The sequence below is a fragment of the Pseudoduganella sp. GW821-FHT11H04 genome (assembly GCF_058807935.1).
Genome location: NZ_JBXARE010000001.1, coordinates 622598 through 647465, shown reverse-complemented (window position 1 = coordinate 647465; position 24868 = coordinate 622598). Strand labels below are relative to the sequence as shown.

At 61.0% G+C, this 24868-nt stretch carries 30 protein-coding genes and 1 riboswitch; of the genes, 19 read left to right on the top strand and 11 right to left on the bottom strand.

Annotated features, from left to right (window positions below; all coding sequences use genetic code 11):
* The first annotated feature begins 44 nt into the window (after nucleotides 1–44).
* Nucleotides 45–1067 (top strand): HDOD domain-containing protein, encoded by a 1023-nt coding sequence (locus tag AC1RTP_RS03275; protein ID WP_498604690.1) that lies wholly within the window; start codon nucleotides 45–47, stop codon nucleotides 1065–1067.
* A gap of 87 nt (nucleotides 1068–1154) precedes the next feature.
* Here the strand turns inward: AC1RTP_RS03275 and AC1RTP_RS03270 are convergent, their stop codons facing one another.
* From AC1RTP_RS03270 to AC1RTP_RS03260, 3 genes are all read right to left on the bottom strand, one after another.
* Nucleotides 1155–3047 (bottom strand): flagellar assembly protein A, encoded by a 1893-nt coding sequence (locus tag AC1RTP_RS03270; protein WP_498604689.1) that lies wholly within the window; start codon nucleotides 3045–3047, stop codon nucleotides 1155–1157.
* 18 nt (nucleotides 3048–3065) lie between these two features.
* On the bottom strand, nucleotides 3066–4955 hold the full coding sequence (locus AC1RTP_RS03265) for a flagellar assembly protein A (protein WP_498604687.1): 1890 nt from the start codon (nucleotides 4953–4955) through the stop codon (nucleotides 3066–3068).
* A 135-nt stretch (nucleotides 4956–5090) separates the two neighbouring features.
* On the bottom strand, nucleotides 5091–5435 hold the full coding sequence (locus tag AC1RTP_RS03260; protein ID WP_498604686.1) for a hypothetical protein: 345 nt from the start codon (nucleotides 5433–5435) through the stop codon (nucleotides 5091–5093).
* 196 nt (nucleotides 5436–5631) lie between these two features.
* On the opposite strand from AC1RTP_RS03260, the gene ompR reads away from it, so the two are divergent.
* From ompR to AC1RTP_RS03230, 6 genes are all read left to right on the top strand, one after another.
* Nucleotides 5632–6396: an osmolarity response regulator transcription factor OmpR gene (gene ompR / locus AC1RTP_RS03255; RefSeq protein WP_498604684.1), complete on the top strand. Its 765-nt coding sequence runs from the start codon at nucleotides 5632–5634 to the stop codon at nucleotides 6394–6396.
* Nucleotides 6397–6409: 13 nt separating this feature from the next.
* Entirely contained in the window at nucleotides 6410–7756 is a 1347-nt protein-coding gene (locus AC1RTP_RS03250; protein WP_498604682.1) for an ATP-binding protein, read from the top strand.
* Between the two features lie 188 nt (nucleotides 7757–7944).
* On the top strand, nucleotides 7945–8913 hold the full coding sequence (locus tag AC1RTP_RS03245) for a cysteine synthase A (RefSeq protein ID WP_498604680.1): 969 nt from the start codon (nucleotides 7945–7947) through the stop codon (nucleotides 8911–8913).
* Between the two features lie 91 nt (nucleotides 8914–9004).
* Nucleotides 9005–9484, top strand: coding sequence for a VOC family protein (locus tag AC1RTP_RS03240; RefSeq protein WP_498604678.1), 480 nt, complete (start codon nucleotides 9005–9007; stop codon nucleotides 9482–9484).
* Between the two features lie 18 nt (nucleotides 9485–9502).
* Nucleotides 9503–9928 (top strand): YciI family protein, encoded by a 426-nt coding sequence (locus tag AC1RTP_RS03235; protein ID WP_498604677.1) that lies wholly within the window; start codon nucleotides 9503–9505, stop codon nucleotides 9926–9928.
* Nucleotides 9929–9940: 12 nt separating this feature from the next.
* Nucleotides 9941–10633 carry a YciI family protein gene (locus AC1RTP_RS03230; RefSeq protein WP_498604675.1) on the top strand — a complete coding sequence of 231 codons (693 nt, stop codon included), beginning with the start codon at nucleotides 9941–9943 and terminating at the stop codon, nucleotides 10631–10633.
* Here the strand turns inward: AC1RTP_RS03230 and AC1RTP_RS03225 are convergent.
* Nucleotides 10630–11622 carry a LacI family DNA-binding transcriptional regulator gene (locus AC1RTP_RS03225; protein ID WP_498604674.1) on the bottom strand — a complete coding sequence of 331 codons (993 nt, stop codon included), beginning with the start codon at nucleotides 11620–11622 and terminating at the stop codon, nucleotides 10630–10632. The two genes, AC1RTP_RS03230 and AC1RTP_RS03225, sit on opposite strands and share 4 nt — an antisense overlap.
* Before the next feature lie 53 nt (nucleotides 11623–11675).
* Between AC1RTP_RS03225 and AC1RTP_RS03220 the strand changes: the two genes are divergently transcribed.
* The 6 genes from AC1RTP_RS03220 (at nucleotide 11676) to AC1RTP_RS03195 (ending at nucleotide 15038) form a co-directional block, all read left to right on the top strand.
* On the top strand, nucleotides 11676–12935 hold the full coding sequence (locus tag AC1RTP_RS03220) for an RNA polymerase sigma factor (protein WP_498604672.1): 1260 nt from the start codon (nucleotides 11676–11678) through the stop codon (nucleotides 12933–12935).
* A gap of 9 nt (nucleotides 12936–12944) precedes the next feature.
* Entirely contained in the window at nucleotides 12945–13313 is a 369-nt protein-coding gene (locus AC1RTP_RS03215; RefSeq protein WP_498604671.1) for a VOC family protein, read from the top strand.
* Between the two features lie 4 nt (nucleotides 13314–13317).
* Nucleotides 13318–13836, top strand: a complete 519-nt coding sequence (locus AC1RTP_RS03210; protein WP_498604669.1) for a GNAT family N-acetyltransferase — start codon at nucleotides 13318–13320, stop codon at nucleotides 13834–13836.
* A gap of 59 nt (nucleotides 13837–13895) precedes the next feature.
* Nucleotides 13896–14240 carry a DUF3024 domain-containing protein gene (locus tag AC1RTP_RS03205; RefSeq protein WP_498604667.1) on the top strand — a complete coding sequence of 115 codons (345 nt, stop codon included), beginning with the start codon at nucleotides 13896–13898 and terminating at the stop codon, nucleotides 14238–14240.
* Nucleotides 14241–14321: 81 nt separating this feature from the next.
* Complete coding sequence (locus AC1RTP_RS03200) at nucleotides 14322–14612, top strand: hypothetical protein (RefSeq protein ID WP_228892410.1); 291 nt, start codon at nucleotides 14322–14324, stop codon at nucleotides 14610–14612.
* A 102-nt stretch (nucleotides 14613–14714) separates the two neighbouring features.
* Nucleotides 14715–15038, top strand: coding sequence for a hypothetical protein (locus AC1RTP_RS03195; protein WP_498604665.1), 324 nt, complete (start codon nucleotides 14715–14717; stop codon nucleotides 15036–15038).
* A 42-nt stretch (nucleotides 15039–15080) separates the two neighbouring features.
* On the opposite strand, the gene AC1RTP_RS03190 is transcribed toward AC1RTP_RS03195, so the two are convergent.
* The gene (locus AC1RTP_RS03190; RefSeq protein WP_498604663.1) at nucleotides 15081–15650 is read right to left on the bottom strand and encodes a glycine zipper 2TM domain-containing protein; all 570 of its coding nucleotides are present in this window, start codon (nucleotides 15648–15650) and stop codon (nucleotides 15081–15083) included.
* Between the two features lie 165 nt (nucleotides 15651–15815).
* On the opposite strand from AC1RTP_RS03190, the gene AC1RTP_RS03185 reads away from it, so the two are divergent.
* From AC1RTP_RS03185 to AC1RTP_RS03175, 3 genes are read left to right on the top strand one after another with little or no spacing between them, the layout of a single operon-like run.
* Nucleotides 15816–16247, top strand: coding sequence for a hypothetical protein (locus tag AC1RTP_RS03185; RefSeq protein WP_498604662.1), 432 nt, complete (start codon nucleotides 15816–15818; stop codon nucleotides 16245–16247).
* Nucleotides 16235–16834 carry a hypothetical protein gene (locus AC1RTP_RS03180; protein ID WP_498604661.1) on the top strand — a complete coding sequence of 200 codons (600 nt, stop codon included), beginning with the start codon at nucleotides 16235–16237 and terminating at the stop codon, nucleotides 16832–16834. Before AC1RTP_RS03185 ends, AC1RTP_RS03180 begins: the two co-directional genes overlap by 13 nt.
* Nucleotides 16825–17385, top strand: coding sequence for a hypothetical protein (locus AC1RTP_RS03175; protein WP_498604660.1), 561 nt, complete (start codon nucleotides 16825–16827; stop codon nucleotides 17383–17385). Before AC1RTP_RS03180 ends, AC1RTP_RS03175 begins: the two co-directional genes overlap by 10 nt.
* Here the strand turns inward: AC1RTP_RS03175 and AC1RTP_RS03170 are convergent, their stop codons facing one another.
* Genes AC1RTP_RS03170 through AC1RTP_RS03160 form a run of 3 tightly spaced genes read right to left on the bottom strand, consistent with a single transcriptional unit; the run spans nucleotide 17386 to nucleotide 18606 of the window.
* Complete coding sequence (locus AC1RTP_RS03170) at nucleotides 17386–17799, bottom strand: GFA family protein (RefSeq protein ID WP_498604659.1); 414 nt, start codon at nucleotides 17797–17799, stop codon at nucleotides 17386–17388. It lies immediately after the preceding gene.
* Between the two features lie 10 nt (nucleotides 17800–17809).
* A complete protein-coding gene (locus tag AC1RTP_RS03165; protein ID WP_498604657.1) occupies nucleotides 17810–18268 on the bottom strand; it encodes an immunity 26/phosphotriesterase HocA family protein in 459 nt (152 codons plus the stop codon).
* A gap of 38 nt (nucleotides 18269–18306) precedes the next feature.
* Nucleotides 18307–18606, bottom strand: coding sequence for a ferritin family protein (locus tag AC1RTP_RS03160; RefSeq protein ID WP_498604655.1), 300 nt, complete (start codon nucleotides 18604–18606; stop codon nucleotides 18307–18309).
* A 125-nt stretch (nucleotides 18607–18731) separates the two neighbouring features.
* On the opposite strand from AC1RTP_RS03160, the gene AC1RTP_RS03155 reads away from it, so the two are divergent.
* Together AC1RTP_RS03155 and AC1RTP_RS03150 are read left to right on the top strand one after the other, a co-directional pair.
* Nucleotides 18732–19889 (top strand): iron-containing alcohol dehydrogenase, encoded by a 1158-nt coding sequence (locus AC1RTP_RS03155; RefSeq protein WP_498604654.1) that lies wholly within the window; start codon nucleotides 18732–18734, stop codon nucleotides 19887–19889.
* A gap of 7 nt (nucleotides 19890–19896) precedes the next feature.
* Nucleotides 19897–19995, top strand: a riboswitch (TPP riboswitch).
* 64 nt (nucleotides 19996–20059) lie between these two features.
* Nucleotides 20060–22150 carry a TonB-dependent siderophore receptor gene (locus AC1RTP_RS03150; protein WP_498604652.1) on the top strand — a complete coding sequence of 697 codons (2091 nt, stop codon included), beginning with the start codon at nucleotides 20060–20062 and terminating at the stop codon, nucleotides 22148–22150.
* 103 nt (nucleotides 22151–22253) lie between these two features.
* Here the strand turns inward: AC1RTP_RS03150 and AC1RTP_RS03145 are convergent, their stop codons facing one another.
* Genes AC1RTP_RS03145 through pnuC form a run of 3 tightly spaced genes read right to left on the bottom strand, consistent with a single transcriptional unit; the run spans nucleotide 22254 to nucleotide 24087 of the window.
* Entirely contained in the window at nucleotides 22254–22958 is a 705-nt protein-coding gene (locus AC1RTP_RS03145; protein ID WP_498604648.1) for a hypothetical protein, read from the bottom strand.
* A gap of 2 nt (nucleotides 22959–22960) precedes the next feature.
* Nucleotides 22961–23476: an AAA family ATPase gene (locus AC1RTP_RS03140; RefSeq protein WP_498604646.1), complete on the bottom strand. Its 516-nt coding sequence runs from the start codon at nucleotides 23474–23476 to the stop codon at nucleotides 22961–22963.
* The gene (pnuC, locus tag AC1RTP_RS03135; protein ID WP_498604644.1) at nucleotides 23473–24087 is read right to left on the bottom strand and encodes a nicotinamide riboside transporter PnuC; all 615 of its coding nucleotides are present in this window, start codon (nucleotides 24085–24087) and stop codon (nucleotides 23473–23475) included. The genes AC1RTP_RS03140 and pnuC overlap by 4 nt, the downstream gene beginning before the upstream one ends.
* 120 nt (nucleotides 24088–24207) lie before the next feature.
* Here pnuC and AC1RTP_RS03130 point away from each other — a divergent pair, with 120 nt between their 5' ends.
* Nucleotides 24208–24849, top strand: a complete 642-nt coding sequence (locus AC1RTP_RS03130; RefSeq protein WP_498604642.1) for a hypothetical protein — start codon at nucleotides 24208–24210, stop codon at nucleotides 24847–24849.
* Nucleotides 24850–24868 lie beyond the last annotated feature (19 nt).

Below are 24868 nucleotides of genomic sequence, written 5' to 3'. Positions count from 1 at the left end.
CCTGGGCTACAATGCTTTCATGACAATTGCTGGGGAAAGCAACAATGTACCAATGGCTGAAGCGACTGCTCTCCAAACCTGAAAGCAGCCCTGCGCCGGCTATGGAACGCGCGCCGGCGCAGCAGCCGGCAGCGCCGCCCCGCCACGTCCTGTCGCCCGCTGCTGAAGGCGGCCCCGATTTCGAGCAGAAGGACCTGGTCAACTCCACCTTCCAGCGCTGGCTATTCAACCTGCGCGAAGACGAAGCGTTCGACACCAACGCCCCCGAAGGCCGCGTATTGCACGAATTGATCATGGCCGCGCAATCGGGCCACAACGCCGCCGACATGCTGCGCCGTATGCCGGGCGTGATCCCGCAACTGCTGCAAAGCCTGCGCAGCGAGAACTTCGCCGGCGCCGACATCGCCCGCAATATCTCCAGCGACCTGGTACTGGTGGGCTCCGTGCTGCGCCTGGCCAATGCAGCCATCCTCAATAGCGGCGAGCCCACCACCATCAAGAGCGTCGAGCATGCGGTGATCGTCGTTGGCCAGGAAGGCTTGCGCCAGCTGATCACCTCCGTTGCCTTCCGCCCCATCATCGACCTGAACTCGGGTCACTATACCAAGCAGCTGGCGCCGCGCATCTGGGATCAATCGGAAAAGAGCGCCATCGCCTGCCGCATGCTGGCGCCGGAATTCGGGGTCGAACCGTTTGAAGCCTTCCTGGCCGGGCTGGTTCTGAACTCCGGCTTGTTGACCGCCTTGCGCGTAATGGACGGCGCGGGCGCCAAACCGGGCGAACTGGGTTCGGCCACCTTCCGCGCCCGACTGGCGCGCGAAGGACGCGCCATTTCGGCCGGTATTTCGGAAGCATGGAATTTCTCGCCCGCGATCACGCAAGCGATCCGCGAGCAGGAAGACACGCGCGGCGGCGGCGCACTGTCGCCGATGGGACGCGTGCTGGCGGTAGGCGACTACCTGTCGAAAATCCGCCTGCTGCAAGCCAACCGCATGATCAACGACACCGACCACAACCTGTTCCACGACCTGCCCCTGGGCGCCATGCCCTGCTACGCCGCCATCTAAACTAAAATGTCCACCGTGGGGTCAGGAACGAAAGTGGACATTCCCAAAAGAATGTCCACTTCTGTTCCTGACCCCAAGGTGGACATTTCAAGCGGCGCTGGCGCTCCAGTCGAAGCTGCCGGCGCTGCCGTGGAATAGGGGCTGCTGGCTGCCCAGCGCGGCGCGCACGCGCAGCTTCACTTCTTTTGGCGGCAGCAAATAAGCCGGGCCCAGATCGGGATTGAACACCAGCTTGCGCACAAGTAGCTCGCCCGTCACCTGCCGCACCGTGCAGCGTGCGCTGCCGATCACCATCAGCTTTTGCTTGTAGACGTGTTCGCCCAGCTCCTGCTCTTTTTGCTGCGCGGCCTGGGCTTCCTTCATCGCCACCTGCAGGCGCGCCACCATCTTCAGCGAAGGGCCGACTTTCAGCGCCATTTTCTGGAACAGCGCCAGCTGCTCCAGGTTCAGCGTCACTTCCTGCCTGCGCACCTTGCTGGCCAATTGCAGGTAGTTGCGCACTTCCTGGTCGGAAGTGATTTCCTCCATCTGCGACTTGCAGCGCTCGGCCTGTAGCTCATTCTTTTCGGCGCGGACGGCGCATTCGGCCAGCTTTTCGTCGTATTTCGACGTGTCGGGCACCATCACATGCAGCTGCATTTCGGCCTGCTTGCGCGGACCGGCGTTGTCGATCTCGATGCGGCGCGCGGCGATGGCGCAGCCGGCGGCCAGCTTGACCAGCACTTCGTCCGCCATGATCTCGCAGTTGTAAGCCTCGGTGATGATCACGCGGGTGCCGGTAATCACGCAGTTCTGCGCCTTGCCCAGCACGACTTCGCCCTGCTTTGCCTGCAGCAGCGCGCCGGAGGCTACACCCGCCACGCGGATATTGCCGTCGGCATTGGTGGCGCTGCCGCCCATCAGGTTCTTTTGCAGGGCGATGGTGCCGCCGCGCGAAATGATATGGCCGTAGACGTCGGCATGCACGGTGATGTTGCAGCCTTCGACCGTGCGCTGTTCCTGCACTTCGCCGAATTCCTCGTAGTCGCCATCGAGCTGCAGGTTGCCGGTGGTGCGCGCGGACACGCCCTCGCGGCTGATGATCTTGGGGCCGATGGAAATGCGCTTGCTCTTGCTGTCGACGTTGATGAATCCTTCGGTCGACGAGACCAGGTAATCAATGCCGTCATGGTGCTCCACCACCGTGCCTTCCCCCGCCACCGAGGTCAGCTCCACGTCGCGCGGCGCCGGCGGTTCCAGCACAATGCCGGACAGCTCGAAGCCGCGCGCACCCGCAACAGGCGGCTCGCGCCGCAGCAGGCGCACCCGAGCCTTCACCTGCGGGAAGCGGTTCTGGAAGCTATGCAAGTCGAAACGCCCATTGGCCAGCAGGCGCGGCGCATTGGAGCGGTGGATGCTTTCCGAGACTTCCACGATGGCCGCGTCGCGCCCCGGCACCGGCGGCAGCTTGCGCGCCACGATCAGGCGCGCCACCTTGCCGCTGGCGATGGCTTCGCGCACCGCCGGCGCGTCAATGCCAAAGCGTACGCCCTTGGTCCACATATCGGCCACGAATTCGCCGAAATCGAGGTGGCCAGGCACCGGCACCGCGTCTTCAATTTCAATGAAAACCGGCTCGAAGTAATATTCGGCGTCGCCGCCGACAATGCGCACGGCCTTGTAGAGGGCGCGGCGGCCGCTCGGGAAAGGCACGATGTCGTCGGCGAAGCGCCAGAGCGGCTGGCCCTTCATCCCTTCCGGCAGCTCAGGGCCGGCGCCGTACAGGGCGCGGATGAAGACACCGTAATCGAGACCGCGGAAGAATGCGCCGGAAAGAAAAACCTGGTTGGCAGCCGCCTGCAGCAAGGCGGCTGGGGCTTCCGCCTTGAAATACACGCCATCTGCGCGCTGGACCAGCGACGATGGCAAATCGCCAGCCGCTGCGGCGGCCGGGGCAGCGTCTTCAGGCACCATGTCTCCCGGGATAGTCTGTTGCGCCATTGTACGGCTAATGGGCCATCAGCCTACACTCGCCTCGGCCAGCGACGCGCCATGCCAGTTCACGCTGCCATTCGAGCCGGCGAAGATGGCCACGCTGTCCAGCCGTGGCCCGCGCAGCAGGGTCTTGTAATCCTTGGGCGCGGCCGTGAAGTTGGCCGCCACGTTTTCTGACAGGGGCAAGGTGCGCACCAAGACTTCACCGTCCACCATGGTCACGCGCACCGAGGAACGCGCAGCAGCGCCACGCTTCAATTCTTCCAGCTCGTCGCGCCGGGCGCGCGCGCCGGCGATGGCGTCTTCGCCGACCTTGATCGATTGCAGGAGCTGGCCGATGGCCTTGATCTGCGGCGCCACGGCGGCCGCCACTTTCTTCAGGTGCGGCACCTGTGCCGGGGTCAGGTGGATCTCGCCCTTGCGCAGTTTTTCGGCCAGGGTCAGGTAGCTGCGCACTTCGGACAGGCCGCTCACGCGGTCATGCTCGGCGCGCCAGGCCGCAATCTCCGCCTCGTGTACGGCGACCTGGTTCTGCAGTGTCTCAAGTTCGGCTTGGTGCCCAGCGACGTCCTGCACCACCACGTAGACGAGCATTTCGCTGCTCTTGCGCGGACCGGCGCTCTCCACCACCACGCTGCGGCCGGCCACCGCACAGCCGATAGCCAGCTCGATCTGCACTTCGTCGGCGAAGATTTCGCAGTTCGAGGCTTCCGAGATCACCACTTTGGGCGCGCTGATCGTGCAGCTCTCAGCACGGCCATTGATGGTGATGGTGCCATTGGCGGTCTGGATGGTCGCGCCCGAGGCCACGCCATCGACCTGGATATCGCCCTTGACGTTGATCGCCTTGCCGCCCACCAGGTTGCGGCCCAGGATGATCGTGCCGCCGCTGGAGTGGATATTACCGAACACGTCGCCGTGCACGGTGATGTCGCTGCCGTTCACATCGCGCAGTTCCTGCACGTCGCCGAATTCCTCGAAGGCGCCCATCAGCTCCAGGTTGCCCGTGGTACGGCCGGACACGCCATCGCGGCTGATGATCTTGTCGCTTAGCCCAATCTGCCCGCTTTTCGGGTCCACATTCAGGAAGCCTTCGCGCGCAGCGACCAGGAATTCACCGTCTTCCTCGCGCACGATCACCGTGCCTTCGCCAGCAAAGCGCTTGAAATCCACATCATTCGGCGCCAGGGCCGCCAGCGGCAGGCCCGAGATATTACGGCCCGGCTCACCCGGCACGCCGGGCAGCTTTTGCAGGAGGCGCACGCCCTGCTTGATCTGTGGGAAGCGGTTCTGGAAGCTGGTCAGGTCCACGGTGCCGTCGGCACGCTGGCGAGGGGCATCGCTGCGGTGCAGCTCGGACGCCACTTCCACCACCTGCGCATCCTGCGCCGGGGTCGGCTCCAGGTCGAGCGCGGCGGCTACCCGTTCGCCCTTGGGCGCGGCCAGGGCGGCGCGCACCGCTGCCACCTGGATGCCAAAGCGCACATTCTTCACCCACATATCGGACACGAATTCGTCGAAGTCCAGCTGCGCCAGGCGCTCCGGCTGCAGGGTGCCGTCCTCCAGCTCCTCGGCCGGCAGGTAGATCGGTTCAAAGAAGTATTCCGCCTCGCCGTCGCGGATCTTGACGTTGCGGTACAGGGAGCGGCGTTCGGCCGGGAAAGCTTCGACCTTGTCGGCCACCCGCGCCAGCAGTTCGGCATTGGGGGCCAGCTCCGGACCCACGCCGTACAGGGCGCGCGCCAGCACCGGATAATCCAGGCCGCGCAGTACATGGCCGCTGCGGAAGAGCGCATCGACCGCGTTGGTCAGTTCCGGCGCAAGCAGGCGCACGTCGAGGAACACCCCATCGGGGCGCTGCACCACGCCAGCCGGCAAGGCTGCGCTGCTTTCCTGTTGTGCGGTTTGGGACAAAGCTCCTCCTCCAGTGCCCTGATGTTGGGCGCGCCGGGGCGCGTTGTCTTGCGGGCAATCAATATTACACGCAAAACATCAAATAACGGAGGTTTTAGAGCCGAAAGTTTTCTTAACGTTACGTAAACGTCACAATCACCGTCGAGGCGGCAGGGAATACACCTGCTGGCCGGCTTCATTGATCTGGCGGCGCAGGTCGCGGCGTTCGTCGGGCGTCATACGGCCTTGACGGCGCTGCTGCTCCGCCATGTCCCGGTTATCGTCCATGCGGCCCTCATACGAGCGCTCGCGCGCCTCGCGCATATCGTTGCGGTTATCGCGGAAATCGCGCGGCGGCGCTTCGCGGCGCTCCATCTGCCGTTCCTGGCGGCGCTCCTGTTGCCGCTGATGGCGGTCGGACTGGGCCTGCGCATTAGCCATCAAGGTGCAGCACAGGGCCGCGCACAGCGCTGCAGCCGCTTTGCCCAATCCCGTTTTCACACCAAGTTTCATCGCAGTCCTCGTGAGTCTTGCCTATCCATGCCCGCAGTGTATGCGCTCCGACTTTTCATAGTAAGAGCGACCGGGTAAAGTTTGTAAGAATTTGTAATGAGTTTTCACCGGTATGGCACCGGGAATCAATATGACGTTACCATAGCGACATGCATCTGACAATTGAACAAGATCAAAACGCCCTATGAATACCCCCACTACCCCTCCAGCAGCACCCGGCGGCCAGCACGGCCATCAGGCCAAGATCATGGTGGTGGACGATGACGTCCGCCTGCGCGACCTGCTGCGCCGCTACCTGACCGAGCAAGGCTTCAACGTCGTCACCGCCGAAAACGCCACCGCCATGAACAAACTCTGGCTGCGCGAACGTTACGACCTGCTGGTGCTGGACCTGATGCTGCCCGGCGAAGACGGCCTGTCGATCTGCCGCCGCCTGCGCGGCGCCGGCGACCAGACCCCGATCATCATGCTGACCGCCAAGGGCGAAGACGTGGACCGCATCGTGGGTCTGGAAATGGGCGCCGACGATTACCTGCCCAAGCCTTTCAACCCGCGCGAGCTGGTGGCCCGTATCGGCGCCGTGCTGCGCCGCAAGCAGCCGGACGAAATCCCGGGCGCGCCTTCCGAGCATCCGCAAACTTTCGAATTCGGCCAGTTCGTGCTGGACCTGGGCACCCGTACCCTGAAAAAGAACGGCGAAACCGTGCCCCTGACCACCGGCGAATTCTCGGTGCTGAAAGTGTTTGCGCGCCATGCGCGCCAGCCGCTGTCGCGCGAAAAGCTGATGGAACTGGCGCGCGGCCGCGAGTACGAGGTATTCGACCGCAGCCTGGACGTGCAGATTTCCCGCCTGCGCAAGCTGATCGAGCCGGACCCATCCAGCCCGCTGTACATCCAGACGGTCTGGGGCCTGGGCTATGTCTTCATCCCTGAGGGCCAGCCACGCTGATTTTGGGCTGCCGATGAAATTTCGCCTGCCGCGCCCGGCGTCGCTGACCAGCGGCCTGTTCTGGCGCACCTTCCTGATGTTGAGCGTGCTGATCACGCTCTCCATGTCGGCCTGGTTCGGCATGGTCAACTACGTCCAGCGCGAACCGCTGGCGCAGCAGACCGCCGCCCAGGTGGTGTCGGTGGTGACCATCACTCGCGCCGCCCTGACCCACTCCGCGCCCGATCTGCGGCGCGAGCTGCTGTTCGAGCTGGTGTCGAACGAAGGCATCCGTGTCTTCACGATGGAGGATGATGACGAAGTGGCGCCGGCCCCGGCTTCGGGGCTGATGTCCGACATCCACGCCATCGTGCGCGCCAAGCTGGGCGCAGATACCCGCTTTTCCTCGGAAGTGAATGGCGTGCCTGGCTACTGGGTCAGCTTCAAGATTGCCGATGACCGCTACTGGCTGATGCTGGAACGCGAGCGCCTCCAGGGTCCTGTCGAATGGATTGGCTGGGCGGGCGTGGTGTCGGTGGTGTCGCTGCTTGGTGCGGCCTTGATTTCCAGCCTGATCAACCTGCCGCTACGCCGCCTGACTGCTGCCGCCCGCGAAATCGCCCAGGGCAACCATCCCGAGCCCCTGCCTGAGGTTGGCCCGCAGGAAGTGCGCCAGGCCAACCGCAGCTTCAACCAGATGGTCGACGATTTGAAGCAGGTGGAGTCGGACCGCGCCGTGATTTTGGCCGGTATTTCCCACGATCTGCGCACGCCACTGGCGCGCATGCAGCTGGAAGTGGAAATGGCCAACCTGTCGAAGGAGGCGCACGAAGGCATGCAGTCCGATATTGCGCAAATGGACGCGATCATTGCGCAATTCCTCGATTACGCCAAGCCGACCGAGGCTTCCAGCTTTATCAACGTGGATATGGTGGGGCTGCTGTCCGAATGCGCGCACGAGGTTGGGCGGCAGGCGGATGTGAAGATTACGGCTGAGCTGCCGGAGCATGCGCATGTGCTGGGCAATGCGACTGACCTCAGGCGAGTGATCGCCAACCTGGTTGAGAATGCGCGGAAGTATGGCAAGACACCGGGTACTGATGTGGCTGAGATTGACATCAAGTGCACGGTGCGCGGAATGCATACCGCCAAGCGCGTGATTGTTGAGGTGCAGGATCATGGGGTGGGTGTGCCGGAGGAGCAGATTGCGCAGTTGCTGAAGCCGTTCACGCGGCTTGACACGGCGCGCGGACAGGCTAACGGTGCCGGCCTCGGCCTGGCGATTGTTGACCGCGTACTTTCGCGGCATGAGGCGGAGCTGGAAGTGGCTAACCGCGAAGGTGGCGGGCTCAAGTTCACCATTACGCTGCGCGCGCTGTAAACCCGGTAAACCTGGGTCCGACCCAAGGGTCAGACCCTGTCAGCTCAGCCGCTACGGGGATGGTTCTAGGCTTTTGACTTCTTGAGAAGATCAAATGCGCACAACCGTACCCCAATCCGTAAGACCGTTGGGGGTCTGACCCTGCAGGTCTGCCCCCGCCTTACCGGGTTTTAGACTAAATTGAAGCCATGCACCCCGCAAACGGCTTCGCCGGCGCCATCGGCCACACTCCCCTCATCCGCCTCGCCCGCCTCTCGGCCGAGACCGGTTGCGAAATACTGGCCAAAGCCGAATTCATGAACCCCGGCGGCTCCGTCAAAGACCGCGCCGCCCTCGCCATCATCCTCGACGCCGAACGCTCCGGCCGCCTTAAACCCGGCGGCACCGTCGTCGAAGGCACCGCCGGCAACACCGGCATCGGCCTGGCTCACCTGTGCGCCGCCCGTGGCTACCACTGCGTGATCGTCATCCCCGAAACCCAGTCCGAAGAAAAATTCGCCATCCTGCGCATCCTTGGCGCCGAAGTCCGCGCCGTGAAAGCCGTCCCCTACGCCGACGACAACAACTACCAGAAAGTCGCCGGCCGCCTGGCGCAGGAGCTGCCCAACGCCATCTGGGCCCAGCAATTCGACAACCTGGCCAACCGCCATGCGCACTATCAGCACACCGGCCCTGAAATCTGGCGCGACTGCGAAGGCAAGGTCGATGCCTTCACCTGCGCCACCGGCACCGGCGGCACCCTGGCCGGCGTCGCCCGCTACCTCAAAGAGCAGCGGCCGGATACCCGCATCGTGCTGGCCGATCCCTACGGCAGCGCCCTCTACAACTGGATCAAGCATGGCGAACTGAAGAGCGAAGGCAGTTCGATTTCCGAAGGCATAGGCAACAGCCGAGTCACCGCCAATTTGCAAGACACCCCGATCGATGACGCCGTCCGCATCGACGACAAGGCTTGCGTGCATATGGTCCATCGCCTGCTGCGCGAGGAAGGCCTGTATGTAGGCGGCTCCAGCGGCATCAACGTCGCCGCTGCTGTTGAGCTGGCGCGGCAAATGGGGCCCGGCCACACCATCGTCACCTTGCTATGCGACCGCGGCGCCACCTATGCGGCCCGGCTGTTCAACCCGGAATGGCTGGCGCAAAAAAATCTTTTGTAATCGTGTCGAACTGGCGCATCGCCGTTCGTCGTGGGATTATGGAGGCCGCAAAACGGTGTCCACTTTCCTCAACTACGAACGGAGATCCACCATGACTGTCAAAGCGATTCCAGAAGGCATGCACACTGTTACCCCGCACCTGGTTTGCGAGGGCGCTACAGAAGCCATCGAGTTCTACAAAAAAGCCTTCAACGCCGTGGAAAATGGCCGCATGCCAGCGCCGGATGGCAAGGTCATGCATGCCCAAATGAAGATCGGCGACTCGGTCATCATGCTGGTTGATGCCTTCCCCGAACATGGCTGCTTCGGCGCCAAACACTACAACGGCAGCCCAGTCACCATCCACCTCTACGTGACCGACGTCGACGCCACCTACGCCCAGGCTGTGAAGGCCGGCGCCACCGCCAAGCACCCGCCTGCCGACATGTTCTGGGGCGACCGCTACGGCGTGCTGGTCGATCCATTCGGCCACAGCTGGTCCGTGGCGACCCACACCCGCGACCTCACGCCTGAACAGATGATGGAAGGCATGAAGGAAATGATGGCCAACGCGCCCGACTGCAAAGCCTGAATAAAAGGAGAGACAAAAATGCGATTCATGCTCATCGTAAAAGCCACACCGGATTCCGAAGCCGGCAAGATGCCGAAAACCGAACTACTCGCCGCCATGGGCAAGTTCAACGAAGAACTGGTCAATGCCGGCGTGTTGCTGGCCGGTGAAGGCCTGCATCCAAGTTCGCGCGGCGCCCGCGTGCACTTCTCGGGCAGCAAGCGCACCGTAATCGACGGCCCGTTCTCCGAAACCAAGGAATTGATCGCCGGGTTCTGGCTAATTCAGGTAAAGTCGCTCGCCGAAGCCATCGAATGGGTCAAGCGCTGCCCCAATCCGATGGAGAGCGATTCCGATATCGAAATCCGCCAGGTCTTCGAGGCCGAAGATTTCGGCGCCGAGTTCACGCCCGAACTGCGTGAGCAGGAAGCCCGCATCGCCAGCAAAATCGCAGCGCCCGTGTAAAGGAGGCAGCAAATGCAGTACATGGTAATTCGGAAGGCCGACGCCACGTCGGAACTGGACAGTTTCCCATCGGCTGAACTGGTGCAGGCCGTGCCGGATGCCAAGTGGCTGCGTTCCAGCGCCGACGGCGGTTTGCGCATGCGCCGCCGCAACGGCCAGTGGCTCTACGAAGAAGGGCCCTTCGACGACGTGAGCGTAGCCGGCTTTGCTTTCATCGAAGCTGACGACCGCCGCGCCGCCAGCGATATCGCTGCGCGTTGGCCGTCGGCCGATGCCGAAGGCCGCGCCGTGATCGAGGTGCGCGAAGCCGGCTGCCCCGGCGGCTGCGTAGGCTTCGACACCGGCAGGCCGCCCAAGCACGCTGCCTGGGCTATCCTGCTGCGTTCGGACGAGGTGGCGGAACAGGATTTCGAACCGCCAGCCGTGGTGATCGACATCATGAACCGCGCCAATAACGCCGGCATCGCCGCCGGTGTCGCACTCTCCGGCGAGGGCTTGAAATCCACCGCGCGCGGCGCCCGCGTCAAGTTCAACGGCGGAAAATCCTTCATCACCGACGGTCCTTTCGCCGAAGTGAAGGAACTGATCGCCGGCTATTGGGCCGTCGATGCCGCCACGCGCGACGAAGTGATTGCCTGGGTCAAGTCCTATCCCTACCCTAACCCGGGCGACATGGAAGTAGAGCTGCGCAGGGTAGCAATTTAAGAACGCGCTACCGTGGAAGCGCGCAGCACCAGCTGTGCGTCGACCACGGTTAGCGGATCGACTTCCTGGCCATCGATGGTGGCCAGCAGTTTCTGCATGGCGGCTGCGCCCATGCGTTCGCTGTGCAAATCCACGCTGGTAAGGCCTGGGCACGAGAAATGCCCGAACTGGATATTGTCAAAGCCGACCACCGAGATATCGTTCGGTACGCGAAAGCCTAATATTTGCGCGGCTTTCATGAAGCCCAGTGCCAGCACGTCGTTAAAACACACCAATGCATCGAGCGGCTGCCGGCCCAAAACGATCGAAGAACACAGTTTTTCGCCAGCTGATGCCGACGGTGCGTCGGCATCAAACACCGTCAACTCCAGCCCCTGCGCAGCCAGCGCTTCGCGCACGCCCGCCATGCGTTCCCTGTCACGGAGAGACCTGGAAAAGCCCATATAGCCCACGCGCTGGTGACCCTGCGACAGCAAATGGCGCGTCACCATGAAGGCGCCAAGTTCATCGTCGCTGGCGACCGATGGCAGGTTGATGCGCTTGGGCCGACCGAAATAAACAGCTGGCCGGCCCAGCGCCATCAGCCAGTCCAGCTCCTCCTCCGGCGTACGCGTGTACACGATGAGGCCATCCACCCTGCGGCTCAAGTCTTCAAGCAGACGGCGTTCGCGCTCCGGGGTTTCTTCCGTATCGACCAGCAGCAAGTTGTAGCCATGGTCCTGAGCAACGCGGCTGGCGCCCTTCACGACGTTGGCGTAATGAGGATTCGTGATATCGAGCACGGACAGGCCGATGGCCTTGGTGCGGCCGGTGATCATCGACTGCGCCATCGGGTTAGAGCGATAGCCCAGTTCCTCGATCACGCTGGTCAGGCGGGCTTCCACGGCCGGCGAAAAGCGCTGCGTGCCGTTGACGAACTTGGAGACCGTGGCATTGGATACGCCAGCGGCGGCTGCCACGTCTCGGATTGTCGCTATGCTCTTCTTCATCGGCCCGGTCATTTTTGGAAAAGTTGCCGAGTTTATCATGCTAAAGTAGCACCATGAACGACAACAGCATCCACCGCGCCATCGACGCCGTCTGGCGCATTGAAGAAGCCAAGATCATCGCCGTGCTGACGCGCATGCTGCGCGACGTCGCGCTGGCGGAAGAAATGGCGCAGGACGCCCTGGTCAGCGCCCTTGAAACATGGCCGGAGAACGGCACGCCCGACCGCCCCGCCGCCTGGCTGATGCAGGCTGCGAAGAACAAGGCCCTCGACTACCTTCGCCACCAGAAGCTGGTGCACGAAAAAGAGCCGGAGCTGACCTACGAAATCGAAACCCTGCTACAGGACGCCGCGCCGGACCTGGAGCGCGAACTCGATGACAATATCGGCGACGACCTGCTGCGGCTGATCTTCATCTCCTGCCACCCCGTGCTGACCATGGAGGCGCGCGTGGCGCTGACCCTGCGCCTGCTGGGCGGCCTGACGACGGAAGAAATCGCCCGCGCCTTCTTGGCGTCAGAAGCGACGGTCGCGCAACGAATCGTCCGCGCCAAACGTACGCTTGGCGACGCCAAGGTGCCGTTCGAAGTGCCGCGCGGCGAGGAGCTGGAAGAACGCTTGTCCGCCGTCCTGCAAGTCATCTACCTGGTCTACAACGAAGGCTACTCCGCTAGCGCCGGCGCCGACTTGATGCGCCCTACCCTATGCAACGAAGCACTGCGCCTGGGCCGCATCCTGGCAGAGCTGGCGCCCAGTGAACCGGAAGTGCATGGCCTGGTGGCGCTGATGGAAATCCAATCTTCACGCTCCCGCGCACGCACGGACGCTTCGGGCAAGCCGGTTCTGCTGCTCGACCAGGACCGCACCCGCTGGGACCAGATGCTGATCCGGCGCGGCCTGGCGGCCCTGGAACGCGCGCAAAGCCTCGGCCGCGTACCGGGCCCCTACCTGCTGCAAGCAGCCATCGCCTCCTGCCACGCCCGCGCACGCCGCGCCGAGGATACGGACTGGCAGCAGATCGCGAACCTGTACCTCGCGCTGGCGACCCGCGCCCCGTCGCCCGTGGTGGAACTGAATCGCGCCGTGGCATTGGCCATGGCTTACGGCCCGGCCGTAGGCCTGGAGCTGGTCGACCAACTGGTCGATGAACCAGCGCTCAAGCAGTACCATCTGCTGCCAAGCGTCCGCGGCGACTTCCTCTACAAGTTAAAGCGCCTGCCCGAAGCGCGCTTCGAGTTCGAACGCGCTGCATCCCTCACTCAAAACGAACAGGAACGCCAGCTGCTGCTGACACGCGCAGCAGCGTGCAGCTAAGGTGAGGCCATGACTGATTTCATCGCGAGCCGATTCACGCTGGCAGTTCTCGACCTTGCCAAATCCACCGACTACTACACATCGGTGTTAGGCCTGACCATCGACTTCACCGTGCCTGGCTGGACCTTCCTCTCCCGCGCCGGCTTCCGCGTCATGCTCGGCGAATGCAAGGACGCCATTCCACCCGGCCAGATCGAGTTCCACTCGTGGTATGGCTACGTGTACGTCTCGGATGCAACCGCCCTATGCGCCGAATACCAGGCCAAGGACGCGGAATTCGTCCAGGAACTCGCAGACAAACCATGGGGCATGCGCGAATTCGGCATCCGCACAATCGACGGCCACCGCATCATGTTTGGCCAGGAACTCGAAAGCTAACAATATGAATCCCGCATTCACCATTTCCGTACCGCGCCTTCAAACAAAACGACTTACGCTTCGCGAATATCGGAGCGACGACTTCGACTTATTTGCGGACCATTTAGCGAATCCCGAAAGTTCAGCGTACTTGGGCTCTGCTGACCGTCAAACAGCGTGGCGAATCTTCAGCTCCCAAGCTGGATTATGGGTCCTGAAAGGGGCTGGTTGGTGGGCTCTGGAGGATAAGCAGACTGGTCAGCTCGTCGGAAATGTCGGAGCCTTCTTTCGTGAGCAATCCAATGTGATGGAATTGGGATGGAATACATATCGCGCCTTCTGGGGGAAGGGAATCGCAAACGAGGCGGCGGTGGCAGTCTTGAATTATGCGTTCGAGGTTCGGCGCGAACCGAAAGTTCGAGCACTCATCACCCCTGGAAACGATTCATCGCGCCGCGTTGCCGAGCGCATTGGCATGACCTACGAAATGGAAACTGAGCTCCACGGCAAAGCAATCAATAGCTTCATGCGTGAGCGTAGATGAATGGTCTTATAGCGGTCAGTAGCTACCAACCGAAAAATCAGGGATGCGAGGAACATCTAGTGCTCAACGATCTGGAAAGACGGAAGATTGAAAATGCTGTCGGAGCCTTCGTCGCAAGGCGTCGTCCGCCGCCGCACATTCGAAAAGAAATTGATCTTGATTTCAGGATTGCAGGGCAGAGCATAGAGATTTTTGAGATTCGCCCCGTTTGGCAAGGGAACGGAGAAACACATGAAATTCCTATCGCGAAAGCGACGTTTGTCAGAACACGCGGCGTTTGGCAATTGTATTGGCAGCGCAGAGATTTGAAATGGCACAGTTACGAGCCGTTGCCGGCGGTGCGATCAATTGAAGATGCCATTGCAGAAATTGACGCTGATCCGTATGCCTGTTTCTGGGGATAATTCGGCATCACTTCACGGTGTTCTTGACCAGGCCGAGTTCGGCCAAAAACGGACTTTCGATAAACCTGTTGTTAGGCGCTCATGTGGCAAGTAATTTTATTTGATTGTAACGACGCAGATGAGTTGGATAGCCTTCTTCGTGGCTTGTCGTCCCTTGCCGCCTTTCGTGACGGTACAGCGTTTTATTTCTACTCCCAGCTTCCGGGGCAGCCAGAGTTTGATGTCGACTGTGAAATCATTACTGGCGGCCTCATCACTTCCCGAAAAGGCGCATATCATCTGTTCTTTGGGCATCTCATCGACGCCCTCACTGCAAAGTTCGGAAAACTGGAGTTGTTTAAAGATGGTGAACTACCAGTGATCCAGCATTGAACCCTGGAGTCCGCGTTGGGGCGGAAGCCGCCTCCCCGAATGACAAACGATGTCGGCTCAAGTCTGGGCGAGTACAGTTAAGCACACCAGAGGCGTACTTCAATGACTCTCCCAATTCGAATTATGGCGGTCGCCGAAGTGATTATCGGCATCATGGTTGCTTCACTCTTGATGGTGGACCACCTGGGAATTGCCGGCCCCGATTCCGTCTTAACAGCAATATTGGGACTCTCGTGCCTGGCCGTTGCTGCTATTTCCATACCCTGCTTCGTCTGCTGCCTGCCTCTTTCGATTCGCCGATTGATTTCGACACCATCGGACCGCACGGCTTTGCACATTCTCGTCGTCGTGCTGGCGGCTCTTCTGATCCTCGCGCTGGCCGCCTGGCTCATACACATTTCCCCTTACTTAATCCGGCATGCATGACGTAGTCGCGAGGCCAGGCTGCGGCCCCGCGACATAAGCCAATTATTGTTGCTGCTGCGGTTGTGGTTGCGGCTGCTGCTGATTGCGTTTGGCGATTTCGTTACCAACGAAGCCGCCGCCAATAGCACCCGCGATGGTGGCCAGCTTGCGGCCGTTACCGTGGCCTACCTGATTGCCAAGCAAGCCGCCCACTACAGCACCGATACCGATGCCAACCGCACTATTCTGCGGAGCGGGCGCTGGCTGTGGAGCCGGCGCTGGACCTGCGGCCACCACAGGAGCTTGCGATTGTTCTTGCGCGACCTGCTGAGCCGGCGGGTAAGTACGATGCGGAGCGGGCTTATGTTCCGCCACGCGGCGCACTTCAGGCGCAGGCGCCGGCGTCGACACTGGCGCGGCCACCGGCGCTGCGATTGGCGCAGCTGCTGGCGCGGTCGTTGTGACGGCGGCTACCGGAGCAACTGGCGCAGCGGCGGCATTTGGCGCAGTGGAAGCCTGCGAATTGGGCAGCAGGCCCGCAATCGACGCAGCTCCAGCCAGACTCACAAGTGCTACCGAGGCAGCTGCAATGGCCATCATTGGATGAATTTTGGTGCGTGCGGTGTTTTCCATTTTCTTCTCTCTTGAAAATCGCCTTCAATGGCGCTTGCCTATCAAACGGCTTGGAGTGAAAACACGGTGACGCAAAAAGTGTTTCGTGAGTAAGTAAATGTTTCCGGAAGCATTGCAAATAAGGCATGCTACTATTCGCGATTAATTTGTAGTTAGAGGAAATGCATGTTTCAACGATTCACTACAGCTAGTATTTTCTTGCTGTTGGCTGCCTGCGCTTCGCCCGAAAAGGCTCCCGCTGTTACTAAATCCTGCATTTCCCAGGTTCACGAGTCCAAATCTGACTCGACCGCCGACTATGCTGCGTGTCGCTTCAACAATCGCGAGGATGCCTCAGCAACCGCTCAATGCATGCGCGATCATGGGTGGACCTTACAGCCAATCTGCCTGGACGATGATTGGGTCCATACAGACGCAGCGATCGCCCAATGCTTGGCTGCCTCCAAATCAGAGAACCGCGTCGACCATCAAGCGATGAACGAATGTCTGGCGAAGAATCAGCAGAAAGAAGAAAGTCCGTCGGCCAAACTTCAGAAGCTTATGAAAAAATGCAACGTATTCCAGTTTGTTGGGCAAGAGCTGCAATGCGCAAACTAATCATTTATCTCGCCGTGCCGTTCGTCGCGACTGCTTGCGCAGCACCGGCGCAAATCCCTCCCGGCACAAAGTACGTCTCCCCCTTTGGGCAATTCAGCTGCGGCCCGTTCAAACTGGACACCCAGGTCCAACCCGCCTTTGGCCCCCATGGCGGCACGGTGCGCTTTATCGACGATATAGGCATCACAAGGATCGATGTTGAGGAATTTCAGCCGGCGCTTGATGCCGCTGAGCTGGAGCAGCATCCAGAGACCGTCTATCTAGCCTATCTGGCAGTCCAGAATCTCCCATTAGTCAAAAGCGCCGTCCCAAACGCGAGCCTTCTCGGCTCGCGTTCGGCCGCCATTAACACGCACGCGGTCTACGAATCTGCGATCCTTATGCCCGGCAAATCGGATGCCATTTCACGCGAGGGCAAACCGCTCGACGGCGTACGGGGACAGGTTCATTACACAAATGGCCGCTACATGTTCACGATCAGCGTCAACTCCGTCGCATGGCCGGACAAGTCCAGCAAGGAACACATTGAAGATGCCTTGTCATCTGCGGCAAGCGCGTTCAAGGAGTGCACGTTCCCATGGAAATAAGCTACTCGCCGACCATTGAGGATTTCCGGGAAGCGCTAAGCACAGTCGACAGGGCTTACCCTGGCGTTCCCGACGCTCCAGCCCCGGCGTGGCAGAACTTCTTGTTTCGTGGGCTGAGACGGTTACTGGAAACCGTGGCAATCTGGATCTGCGTTGGATTTCTGCTCTTATTGTCGATAACAAATGTAGAAATCCATATTTGGCATTTGATCCTGGTCGCGGTGAGCGCGTTCGCTGGGGGAGCCAGTGCTTGTTGGGCCGTACAAGATAAGACTGCAATGCAATGCATCCGGGGGCATGTTGAACGTCGTGGATTGACGACTATTCGGCTAGGCAATGACGGAGTTGAAGTGCAACGCGGTGCAACGCGTTCATTCACACTATGGGGCGCCTACTCAAGGGTCGCAATCGTTAACAATCACCTCTTCCTGTTTCAAGACTGCGCGGCGGACTATATTCCTTTAGGCGCTTTCGAAAATGAGGAGCAGATGAACGAGTTCGGTAAATTTGCGGCCGCAAAAATCACCGAGCATAGCGCCAGACAGGAATAGCTAAGCGCTTTCAAGCGCTCCATCGCGGCGGGTGCGGCGGTAACGCGGGAGGTCGTCGCAGATCGCTTCCCAATGCAGGCGGTTGTCGGCGAATGTGTGGTCTTGGGGAGGCAGCGCTTCGGGATCGTCGAGGCTGCAAGTGGTGATATCGAGTTCGTCCGGCGTGCAGTCATCGCGGAACGTGAGCTGCGTGCCGCAGGCGCCGCAGAATTCGCGCGTTACGCCGGGGCTGGAGTGGAAGACGGCTGGTGTGCCGCGTACGTATCGGAACTGGGCGCGCGGCACGCTGAACCAGGCCATGCTGGGCGCGCCGCACAGGCGGCGGCACATCGAACAATGGCACCAGGTGCATGTCAGCACCGGCGCCTCGGCTTCATATTGCACTGCCCCGCAAAAACAGCCGCCCGTATACATAGGGATCTCCCTATTCCAGCATTTTGGTCATGAGCAGTTCCGCCGAGCCATAGCCGTATAGCGAATCGCTCTCCAACCCCTCCGTGTCATATGGCACGGACACTTCACGTTCCGGCTTGGCCGGGTCATCGCCGTAAGTCGCCTGCCAGGCGCGCTTAAGCGCATCGGCGCGGCGGATAAACATCGGTACCGGCCAGTCGCGCCGCTCGAAACCGAGGGTATTGCCGATCACCGGCCAGCGTCCATTGGCCACCGCGATGTCGCCGGTGCGGATCACCTTAAGCGCATCGTTCGCCGACAGCTGCTGCACGTCGCCGAGGGTCGGCAGCGTCCAGTGGGTCGGCCCGAACAGGTAGGCCAGCATGACCTTTCCTTGCGGCGACAGGCGCGCCACTAATCCTGTGGCATACCCGCCATTTCTGAGCGGGATAGCAAACCAACTGCCCTCCCGGTACGGCTGCAACTTCATCGACTTCCTTTCTTTCTGCAGCGCGATACCAGAAACGTTTACTCGTAGTGGTACTGCGCGACGATCGGTCCCGCTTTGAACAGCGCTTCCTTCATTTCTTTATCCATCTTCGGGTCGCGCCGGCGCACCCATTCCAGCAGCATCGCGATTTGCTTGCGCGTTGAATCGCGATGACTGGCCATGACCAGTTTCAGCTCGGGATCGGTGCACGTTTCGATACGCTGGTTCTGCAAATCCAGCATCTCGATCTTCTCGCTCAGCGACGTCAACGCCCGATGCATATCCAGCACCTGGGCATTCAAATAGTCGCGCGGCTCGACCACGTGTTCCTGTGTCATCTCACTCTCCTTAGGCATGCGAATACACGCATTGTCAGCCTGCGGCGCGGATTTCTCAAGTGTAGCAAGGTGATCTGGCGGGTGTCGCACGGATGGGCGAGATTTGCGCGATAATGCCCGGCACTATGCAAAACTTTGAATTCCATAACCCTACCCGCGTCATCTTCGGCGTGGGTCAGATTGCCTCCTTGGCAAAACATATTCCTTCCAATGCACGTGTACTGATGCTCTATGGTGGCGGCAGCATCAAGAAGAATGGCACTTACGACGAGGTACGCGCAGCGCTGGCCGAGCATACCGTGCTGGAATTTGCCGGCATCGAACCGAATCCGAAATACGAAACGCTGATGCAGGCGGTGGAATTGATCCACCGCGAGAAGATCGACTTCCTGCTGGCCGTTGGCGGCGGCTCTGTTGTCGATGGAACAAAATTCATTGCCGCCGCTGCGGTGTATGACGGCGATGCCTGGGACATCCTGAAAATCGGCGGCAAAGTCGTGAAGGCAGCCCTGCCCTTCGGCGCCGTACTCACCCTGCCTGCCACCGGCTCGGAAATGAACAGCGCGAGTGTGGTCAGCCGCGTGGAGACGCAGGAAAAACGCGCCTTCATGAGCCCTCACGTTTATCCGCGCTTCTCAGTGCTGGATCCGGCCAAGACCCTGACCCTGCCGCTGCGCCAGGTCGGCAACGGCGTGGTCGATGCCTTCGTCCACACCACCGAACAATACCTGACCTACCCGGCCAACGCGCCTGTGCAGGACCGCTTCGCGGAAGGCCTGCTGCAAACCCTGGTGGAACTGGGCCCGCAAGTATTGGCCCGCCCGGAAGACGTGGAAGTGCGCGCCAATATCATGTGGTCCGCCACCATGGCCCTGAATGGCCTGATCGGCGTCGGCGTGCCGCAGGATTGGGCTACCCACATGATCGGCCACGAATTGACCGCCCTGTTTGGCCTGGACCACGCGCAGACGCTGGCGATTGTCCTGCCGGGCATCCTGCAGATCCGCCGCGAGGCCAAACGCGGCAAGCTGCTGCAGTACGCGGAGCGCGTCTGGGGCCTGAAGAACGGCACCGAGGACGAACGCATTGACGCCGCCATCGGCAACACGCGCTCCTTCTTCGAGCAAATGGGCGTGCCGACCCGTTTGTCCGGCTACGGCCTGGGTCCGGAGGCGATCGACGCCACCGTCGCCGCCGTGGAAGCGGCCGGCCTGACCAGCCTGGGCGAACGCCGCGATATCACGCCTGAGGACGTGCGCAAGGCCTTGCAACTGAGCCTGTAGTACAATACCGCCTCGCTAGGGGTCCTCGCGCATGTGCGCGGGGTGAGAAATACCCTCGGAACCTGATCTGGATAATGCCAGCGAAGGAAAGCGCAGATGGATGAAGCTCCCCTCTTTCGGAGCTTCGCGTGCTCTCCCGCTGGCCCACACGCACAGCAAGAGCACACAATATGAATCGCACCAACCTCACCCTGGCCGCATTGGCCGTCGCTTCCGCCTTCGCCCCTGCCGCCTACGCGCAGGACCAGAAAATGACCGAAGTGGTCATCACCGCCAACCGCATCGCGGCCGAGCGCTCCTCCGTAGCCGGTTTCAGCGACCAGCCTTTGCTGCAGACCCCTGCTTCCGTCAGCGTGCTGACCCGCGAGCAGTTGCAGGACCTGAACATCCGCAACACCACCGATGCCGTCAAGTTCGACGCCAGCATCGGCGATGCTTACAACGCTGTCGGCTACGCCGAACAGTTCTCGATCCGCGGCTTCAAACTGGATAACGCCAGCTCCTACCGTAAGGATGGCCACGCGATTTCCGGCGACACCCAGATCCCGCTGGAAAATAAGGAAAGCATCGAAGTGCTGCGCGGCCTGGCCGGCCTGCAAATGGGCGTTGCTGCTCCAGGCGGCGTTATCAATTATGTGACCAAGCGTCCGACCGACAGCAACCTGCGCTCGGTACTGTTTGAAGTGAGCGAGCGCGGCACCGTGCTGGGCACCGTGGACTTGGGCGGCCGCTTCGAAGACCGCCGCTTCGGCTACCGCATCAATGCGGCCGGCGAGCGTATGCGCTCCATCATCAAGGGCGCCGACGGCCACCGCAGCTTCGTCTCCGGTGCTTTCGACTTCCGCATCAGCCCACAGGCGCTGCTGCAGATCGATGCCGACTACCAGAAGAAATCTCAGAAGTCCGCGCCGGGCTTCCAGCTGATTGGCGGCACCAGCCTGCCGATGGTCGATGCAGCCACCTTCCTGAACGACCAGCCTTGGGCCAAGCCGGTTGAAACCACTTCCAGCAATATCGGCGTGAACTTCCAGTACGAGTTGTCGCCTGAGTGGAAAGCCACCGTCAGCGCCAACCAGCACCACTTCAAACGCGACGACTACACCGCCTTCCCTTACGGCTGCTCGAGCGAAGAGCTGTGGCCTGGCTTCTGCGCCAACGGCGACTACGACGTTTACGATTACCGCAGCCTGGGCGAGAAGAAAAAGCCGCTGTCGGCCAAGGCGCAGTTGAATGGCCGCTTTGTGGCTGGCGGCTTGCGTCACCAGCTGACCGCTGGCCTCTCCTTCTTCAGCAACCATGAAAGCTGGGGCGATTACGTCTACGACTACGCGGGAGTGAGCAATATTTACCACCCGGTGGTGGTGCCGATGTCGACCGGCGTCGTTGGTCCCGTCTCCGAGCGCCGCACCGACAATGAACGCGCCGCTTACGTGCAGGATATCGTCGGCCTGACCGACCAGCTGGCGCTGCACGCTGGTGCCCGTTATGTTTCCGTGCGTCGCACGCAAGTTGACGCTGCCCCTAGCAGCGACAACTTCTGGCTGCCGAATGTGTCGCTGGTGTTTAGCCCGACCGCTAAACTGTCCTACTACGCTTCCTACGCACAAGGCCTGCAGCATGGCGGCGTGGCGCCAATCGAGACCACCAACACCGGCTTCGCGCTGGCTCCGGGCAAGTCGAAAGAGATCGAAGTGGGCGCCAAGGCTGATGTGAATGGCATTTCGCTGTCGGCTGCGCTGTACCAGATCGACCAGGGCCTGGAGTTCACCAGCCCTGTCTCCAACACCTTCGTGCGCAGCGGCCAGGAACGTCACCGTGGCGTGGAATTCACCGCGCAAGGCAAGGTGACGCGCGAGCTGCTGCTGGGCGTTTCGATGGCAGCCATCCATACCGAGCAGGAAGGCACCGGCCTGGCGATTTACGACGGCAAGCGTGTGACCAATGTGCCGAACTTCAAGTCGACTGTTTGGGCGGATTACATCGTGACCGACCTGCCGGGGCTGAAGCTGAATGCGAACTGGCAGTTCGCAGGTAAGAAGGCGTTTGACCAGGAGAATAAGACCATGGTGCCGTCTTACAGTGTGGTGAACCTGGGTGGCTCGTATTCTACGCGTATGGGTGGGACTTCGGTGATCCTGCGTGCGCAGGTGAAGAATGCTTTTGATAAGTTCTACTGGCGTGATGTGACGCCGGATCTGGGTGGCTATCTGTTCCCGGGTTCGCCGCGTACGTTCCAGATGTCGGCGCAGGTCGATTTCTAAACCGGCAAACCGGTGTCAGACCCACTGGGTCTGACACCCGACACGCGGCTGCCGCAGGCCAGGTGTCTGCCCCTGCGGGTCAGACATCGGGTTACCGGTTTTCTCAAAAGATGTACTGCACCCGCATCGCGAACGAATTGGCCGCGCGTCCCGAATTTTTCCCAAACAGGTAAGCCGCTTCATACTTGAAGTGATCCACCTGCCCAAAAAACGCCGGCCCTGCCCGGTGCCCCTGCTTCCTGGCCGGCAGCCAGTTATTCCACTTCCCCACCTCGCCAAAGCCCTGCAGCCCCGGCGAAAACCAGCTCTTCCAGCGCTGCTTGACCTGCCACTGATAAACCAGCTCCGTCTCGTTCTGCTCCCCGTTATCCATCTCGCGTTGGAAGAACAGGTTGAAATTGAGCTGCGTGCGCCAGACCTGCGCCTGCAGCACCGGCCCGATTTCCACGGCATAGCCATCTTCGCGATTCTTCGCGCGCTCCACCGTCGTGTGCAGCGCCACGTCCACGTCGTACTGCCCCTGCGTCAACAGGAAATCGTTCTGCCACTCCACACCAGTATTGCGCGTGCGGCGCCCATCGAATTGAATCCACTGTGTCGAAAGCTCGGTGTACCAGCGCGGCGTGACGCCGTAAGCAAACCCGATCTCCGGGCTGGCGACGTTGCGCGAATTTTTGTAGTGGGCGTTCCAGTACTTGTAGTCGATTGAAGCCTGGCCCGCCACATCGTAGACGGAGACCAGGTAATAGCCCGTATCGGCAAACACCACCTGCGGAAGGAAGGCAGCCAGCACGAGCAGTTTTTTCATCTTCAATCCCCTAAGAGTCGACCTACTTGTTTCAAGCGCTCGTCCAGGCTTCCGGAGATGCGGGTGTAAGGTACGCCGCGCCGGGCCAGTTCTTCGAGCAGGATGGCGTCAATAATACCGCTGACGTCCTGCTCCTCGTGATGCAGTCCGTCGGGTATCCATGCGAATTCTGGCTTGCAGACAAGGGTAATGTCGTATTGGCGCGACGATGCGAGGCTTTCGAGCTGCTCGTCGATGCCGCCAAAGTAGTGGATGCTGTACACCGCCGTCATCAACGGCGTGGTGTCGCAGAACAGGAAGCGCCCGCCTTTCGCGGCCAGCGCCTCTTCGCGCGCCACCTGGGTGCTGGCAATGTGGAACTGGTCGGTCGCTACTGGCACGTCCTGGCGCGCATCGCAGAACTCGCGCAAGTATTCAGGCACCCACGTTTCGCTGTAGCGCTCTGCCAGCGCCTGCGCCAGCGTGGTTTTGCCGGAAGCTGCGGCGCCGATGATGGCGACGCGGTAAGGGTGCTTCATTTCCAGACGACCGCTTCTTCCGCTTCGTCGCTGCTGCCCTGCCAGGCCATCAGGCCGGCAATCGCCATGGCGACGAACATGCCGTACAGGATGGCCGTCAGCATCAGGCCTTTATGCACATACAGCGCGACGTACAGCACGTCGACGATGATCCACACATGCCAATTCTCGATCTTCTTGCGCGACAGGAGTGCCTGGCCCACCAGGCTGCCGGCGGTGAGGAAGGCGTCCGTGTTCGGCACGTCGGTATTGGTGTAGGTGCGCAGGAACCAGGCCAGCACGCCGAAACCGGCCAGCCAGGCCACGCCGGACACCACGCGGCCACGCAGCGACAGGTTCGAAACGCCAAGCTGCAGGCCATCGCTGCCATGCAGCCATTGGTACCAGCCCCAGAACGAAACGGTGATAAACACCCCCTGCAGCGCCATATCGCCATACAGCTTGGCGCCGAAGAACACCACAGCGTAGGTGGCCGAAGAGACGATCGCGAACAACCAGGCCCAGTGGTTCTGGCGGATGTTCAGCCACACGGTGAGCACCGACAGTACAAACGACACCAGCTCCAGCGGAGTGGTGGTGGCCAGGCCAAACAGGGAAATGATTTCGTTCATAAGGTCGCGATGGGGTAACGCGCGATTATGCCACGCCAACCCCTCACGGGCCATATGTCAAAGTTGCAAAAAAGTAACGAATCGTGATAGCCTGCCACTTCTTAAATTAATGTCACTTTTATGCGCTTGCCCTTACTACTCTGTGCCAGCCTCGCTGCCTCCCACTGCTACGCCCAGACTGCCGCCACCGCCATCCCTATTTCCGCCTTCGTGGAGCGCGACCAGTACGCACATCCGAACATGTCGCCCGACGGCAAACACATGGCGGTGACGGTGCGAGTCCCTGACGGCAAACGCCCGGTCGCCATGGTGGTGTTCTACAGCCTACCGGACATGAAGTTGGAGAGCTCAATCCGCCTTAAAGCATTCGAGATCCCTTCCAACTACCACTGGGTCAGCAATACTCGGCTCGTGATCGAAAAAGCGCAGGAATTCGGCGACCGCGAGCGACCACTGCTAACCGGCGAAATCATGGCCTTCGACTTCGACGGCGGCAAACAGGAATACATTTACGGCTCCGGAATGTTCAAGTATTCCTCCCGCAATAATGGCTATGACGACGATTGGGGGTTCGGCTTCGTCAGCCGCGTACCCCAATCCATGAACGGTCACGTCATGGTCAACAGCCAACTGTGGAAGGCCGACCGTAGCATCCTGTTAGACATCGACTCGCGTACCGCCGTTCGCAAACAGCTCGCCACCATTCCCATGAAGCAGCTGACCTTTGTGACCCAGCGCGACGGTACGCCGCGCTTCGCTTAGGTCACAAAGAAGACACCAG

Excerpts from the sequence above, each read along its gene's own strand:
- AC1RTP_RS03275 (WP_498604690.1), top strand. The coding sequence starts at position 45 with ATGTACCAATGGCTGAAGCGACTGCTCTCCAAACCTGAAAGCAGCCCT.
- AC1RTP_RS03270 (WP_498604689.1), bottom strand. The coding sequence starts at position 3,047 with ATGGCGCAACAGACTATCCCGGGAGACATGGTGCCTGAAGACGCTGCC.
- ompR (WP_498604684.1), top strand. The coding sequence starts at position 5,632 with ATGAATACCCCCACTACCCCTCCAGCAGCACCCGGCGGCCAGCACGGC.
- AC1RTP_RS03250 (WP_498604682.1), top strand. The coding sequence starts at position 6,410 with ATGAAATTTCGCCTGCCGCGCCCGGCGTCGCTGACCAGCGGCCTGTTC.
- AC1RTP_RS03245 (WP_498604680.1), top strand. The coding sequence starts at position 7,945 with ATGCACCCCGCAAACGGCTTCGCCGGCGCCATCGGCCACACTCCCCTC.
- AC1RTP_RS03240 (WP_498604678.1), top strand. The coding sequence starts at position 9,005 with ATGACTGTCAAAGCGATTCCAGAAGGCATGCACACTGTTACCCCGCAC.
- AC1RTP_RS03235 (WP_498604677.1), top strand. The coding sequence starts at position 9,503 with ATGCGATTCATGCTCATCGTAAAAGCCACACCGGATTCCGAAGCCGGC.
- AC1RTP_RS03230 (WP_498604675.1), top strand. The coding sequence starts at position 9,941 with ATGCAGTACATGGTAATTCGGAAGGCCGACGCCACGTCGGAACTGGAC.
- AC1RTP_RS03225 (WP_498604674.1), bottom strand. The coding sequence starts at position 11,622 with ATGAAGAAGAGCATAGCGACAATCCGAGACGTGGCAGCCGCCGCTGGC.
- AC1RTP_RS03220 (WP_498604672.1), top strand. The coding sequence starts at position 11,676 with ATGAACGACAACAGCATCCACCGCGCCATCGACGCCGTCTGGCGCATT.
- AC1RTP_RS03215 (WP_498604671.1), top strand. The coding sequence starts at position 12,945 with ATGACTGATTTCATCGCGAGCCGATTCACGCTGGCAGTTCTCGACCTT.
- AC1RTP_RS03210 (WP_498604669.1), top strand. The coding sequence starts at position 13,318 with ATGAATCCCGCATTCACCATTTCCGTACCGCGCCTTCAAACAAAACGA.
- AC1RTP_RS03200 (WP_228892410.1), top strand. The coding sequence starts at position 14,322 with ATGTGGCAAGTAATTTTATTTGATTGTAACGACGCAGATGAGTTGGAT.
- AC1RTP_RS03195 (WP_498604665.1), top strand. The coding sequence starts at position 14,715 with ATGACTCTCCCAATTCGAATTATGGCGGTCGCCGAAGTGATTATCGGC.
- AC1RTP_RS03190 (WP_498604663.1), bottom strand. The coding sequence starts at position 15,650 with ATGGAAAACACCGCACGCACCAAAATTCATCCAATGATGGCCATTGCA.
- AC1RTP_RS03185 (WP_498604662.1), top strand. The coding sequence starts at position 15,816 with ATGTTTCAACGATTCACTACAGCTAGTATTTTCTTGCTGTTGGCTGCC.
- AC1RTP_RS03180 (WP_498604661.1), top strand. The coding sequence starts at position 16,235 with ATGCGCAAACTAATCATTTATCTCGCCGTGCCGTTCGTCGCGACTGCT.
- AC1RTP_RS03175 (WP_498604660.1), top strand. The coding sequence starts at position 16,825 with ATGGAAATAAGCTACTCGCCGACCATTGAGGATTTCCGGGAAGCGCTA.
- AC1RTP_RS03170 (WP_498604659.1), bottom strand. The coding sequence starts at position 17,799 with ATGTATACGGGCGGCTGTTTTTGCGGGGCAGTGCAATATGAAGCCGAG.
- AC1RTP_RS03165 (WP_498604657.1), bottom strand. The coding sequence starts at position 18,268 with ATGAAGTTGCAGCCGTACCGGGAGGGCAGTTGGTTTGCTATCCCGCTC.
- AC1RTP_RS03160 (WP_498604655.1), bottom strand. The coding sequence starts at position 18,606 with ATGACACAGGAACACGTGGTCGAGCCGCGCGACTATTTGAATGCCCAG.
- AC1RTP_RS03155 (WP_498604654.1), top strand. The coding sequence starts at position 18,732 with ATGCAAAACTTTGAATTCCATAACCCTACCCGCGTCATCTTCGGCGTG.
- AC1RTP_RS03150 (WP_498604652.1), top strand. The coding sequence starts at position 20,060 with ATGAATCGCACCAACCTCACCCTGGCCGCATTGGCCGTCGCTTCCGCC.
- AC1RTP_RS03145 (WP_498604648.1), bottom strand. The coding sequence starts at position 22,958 with ATGAAAAAACTGCTCGTGCTGGCTGCCTTCCTTCCGCAGGTGGTGTTT.
- AC1RTP_RS03140 (WP_498604646.1), bottom strand. The coding sequence starts at position 23,476 with ATGAAGCACCCTTACCGCGTCGCCATCATCGGCGCCGCAGCTTCCGGC.
- pnuC (WP_498604644.1), bottom strand. The coding sequence starts at position 24,087 with ATGAACGAAATCATTTCCCTGTTTGGCCTGGCCACCACCACTCCGCTG.
- AC1RTP_RS03130 (WP_498604642.1), top strand. The coding sequence starts at position 24,208 with ATGCGCTTGCCCTTACTACTCTGTGCCAGCCTCGCTGCCTCCCACTGC.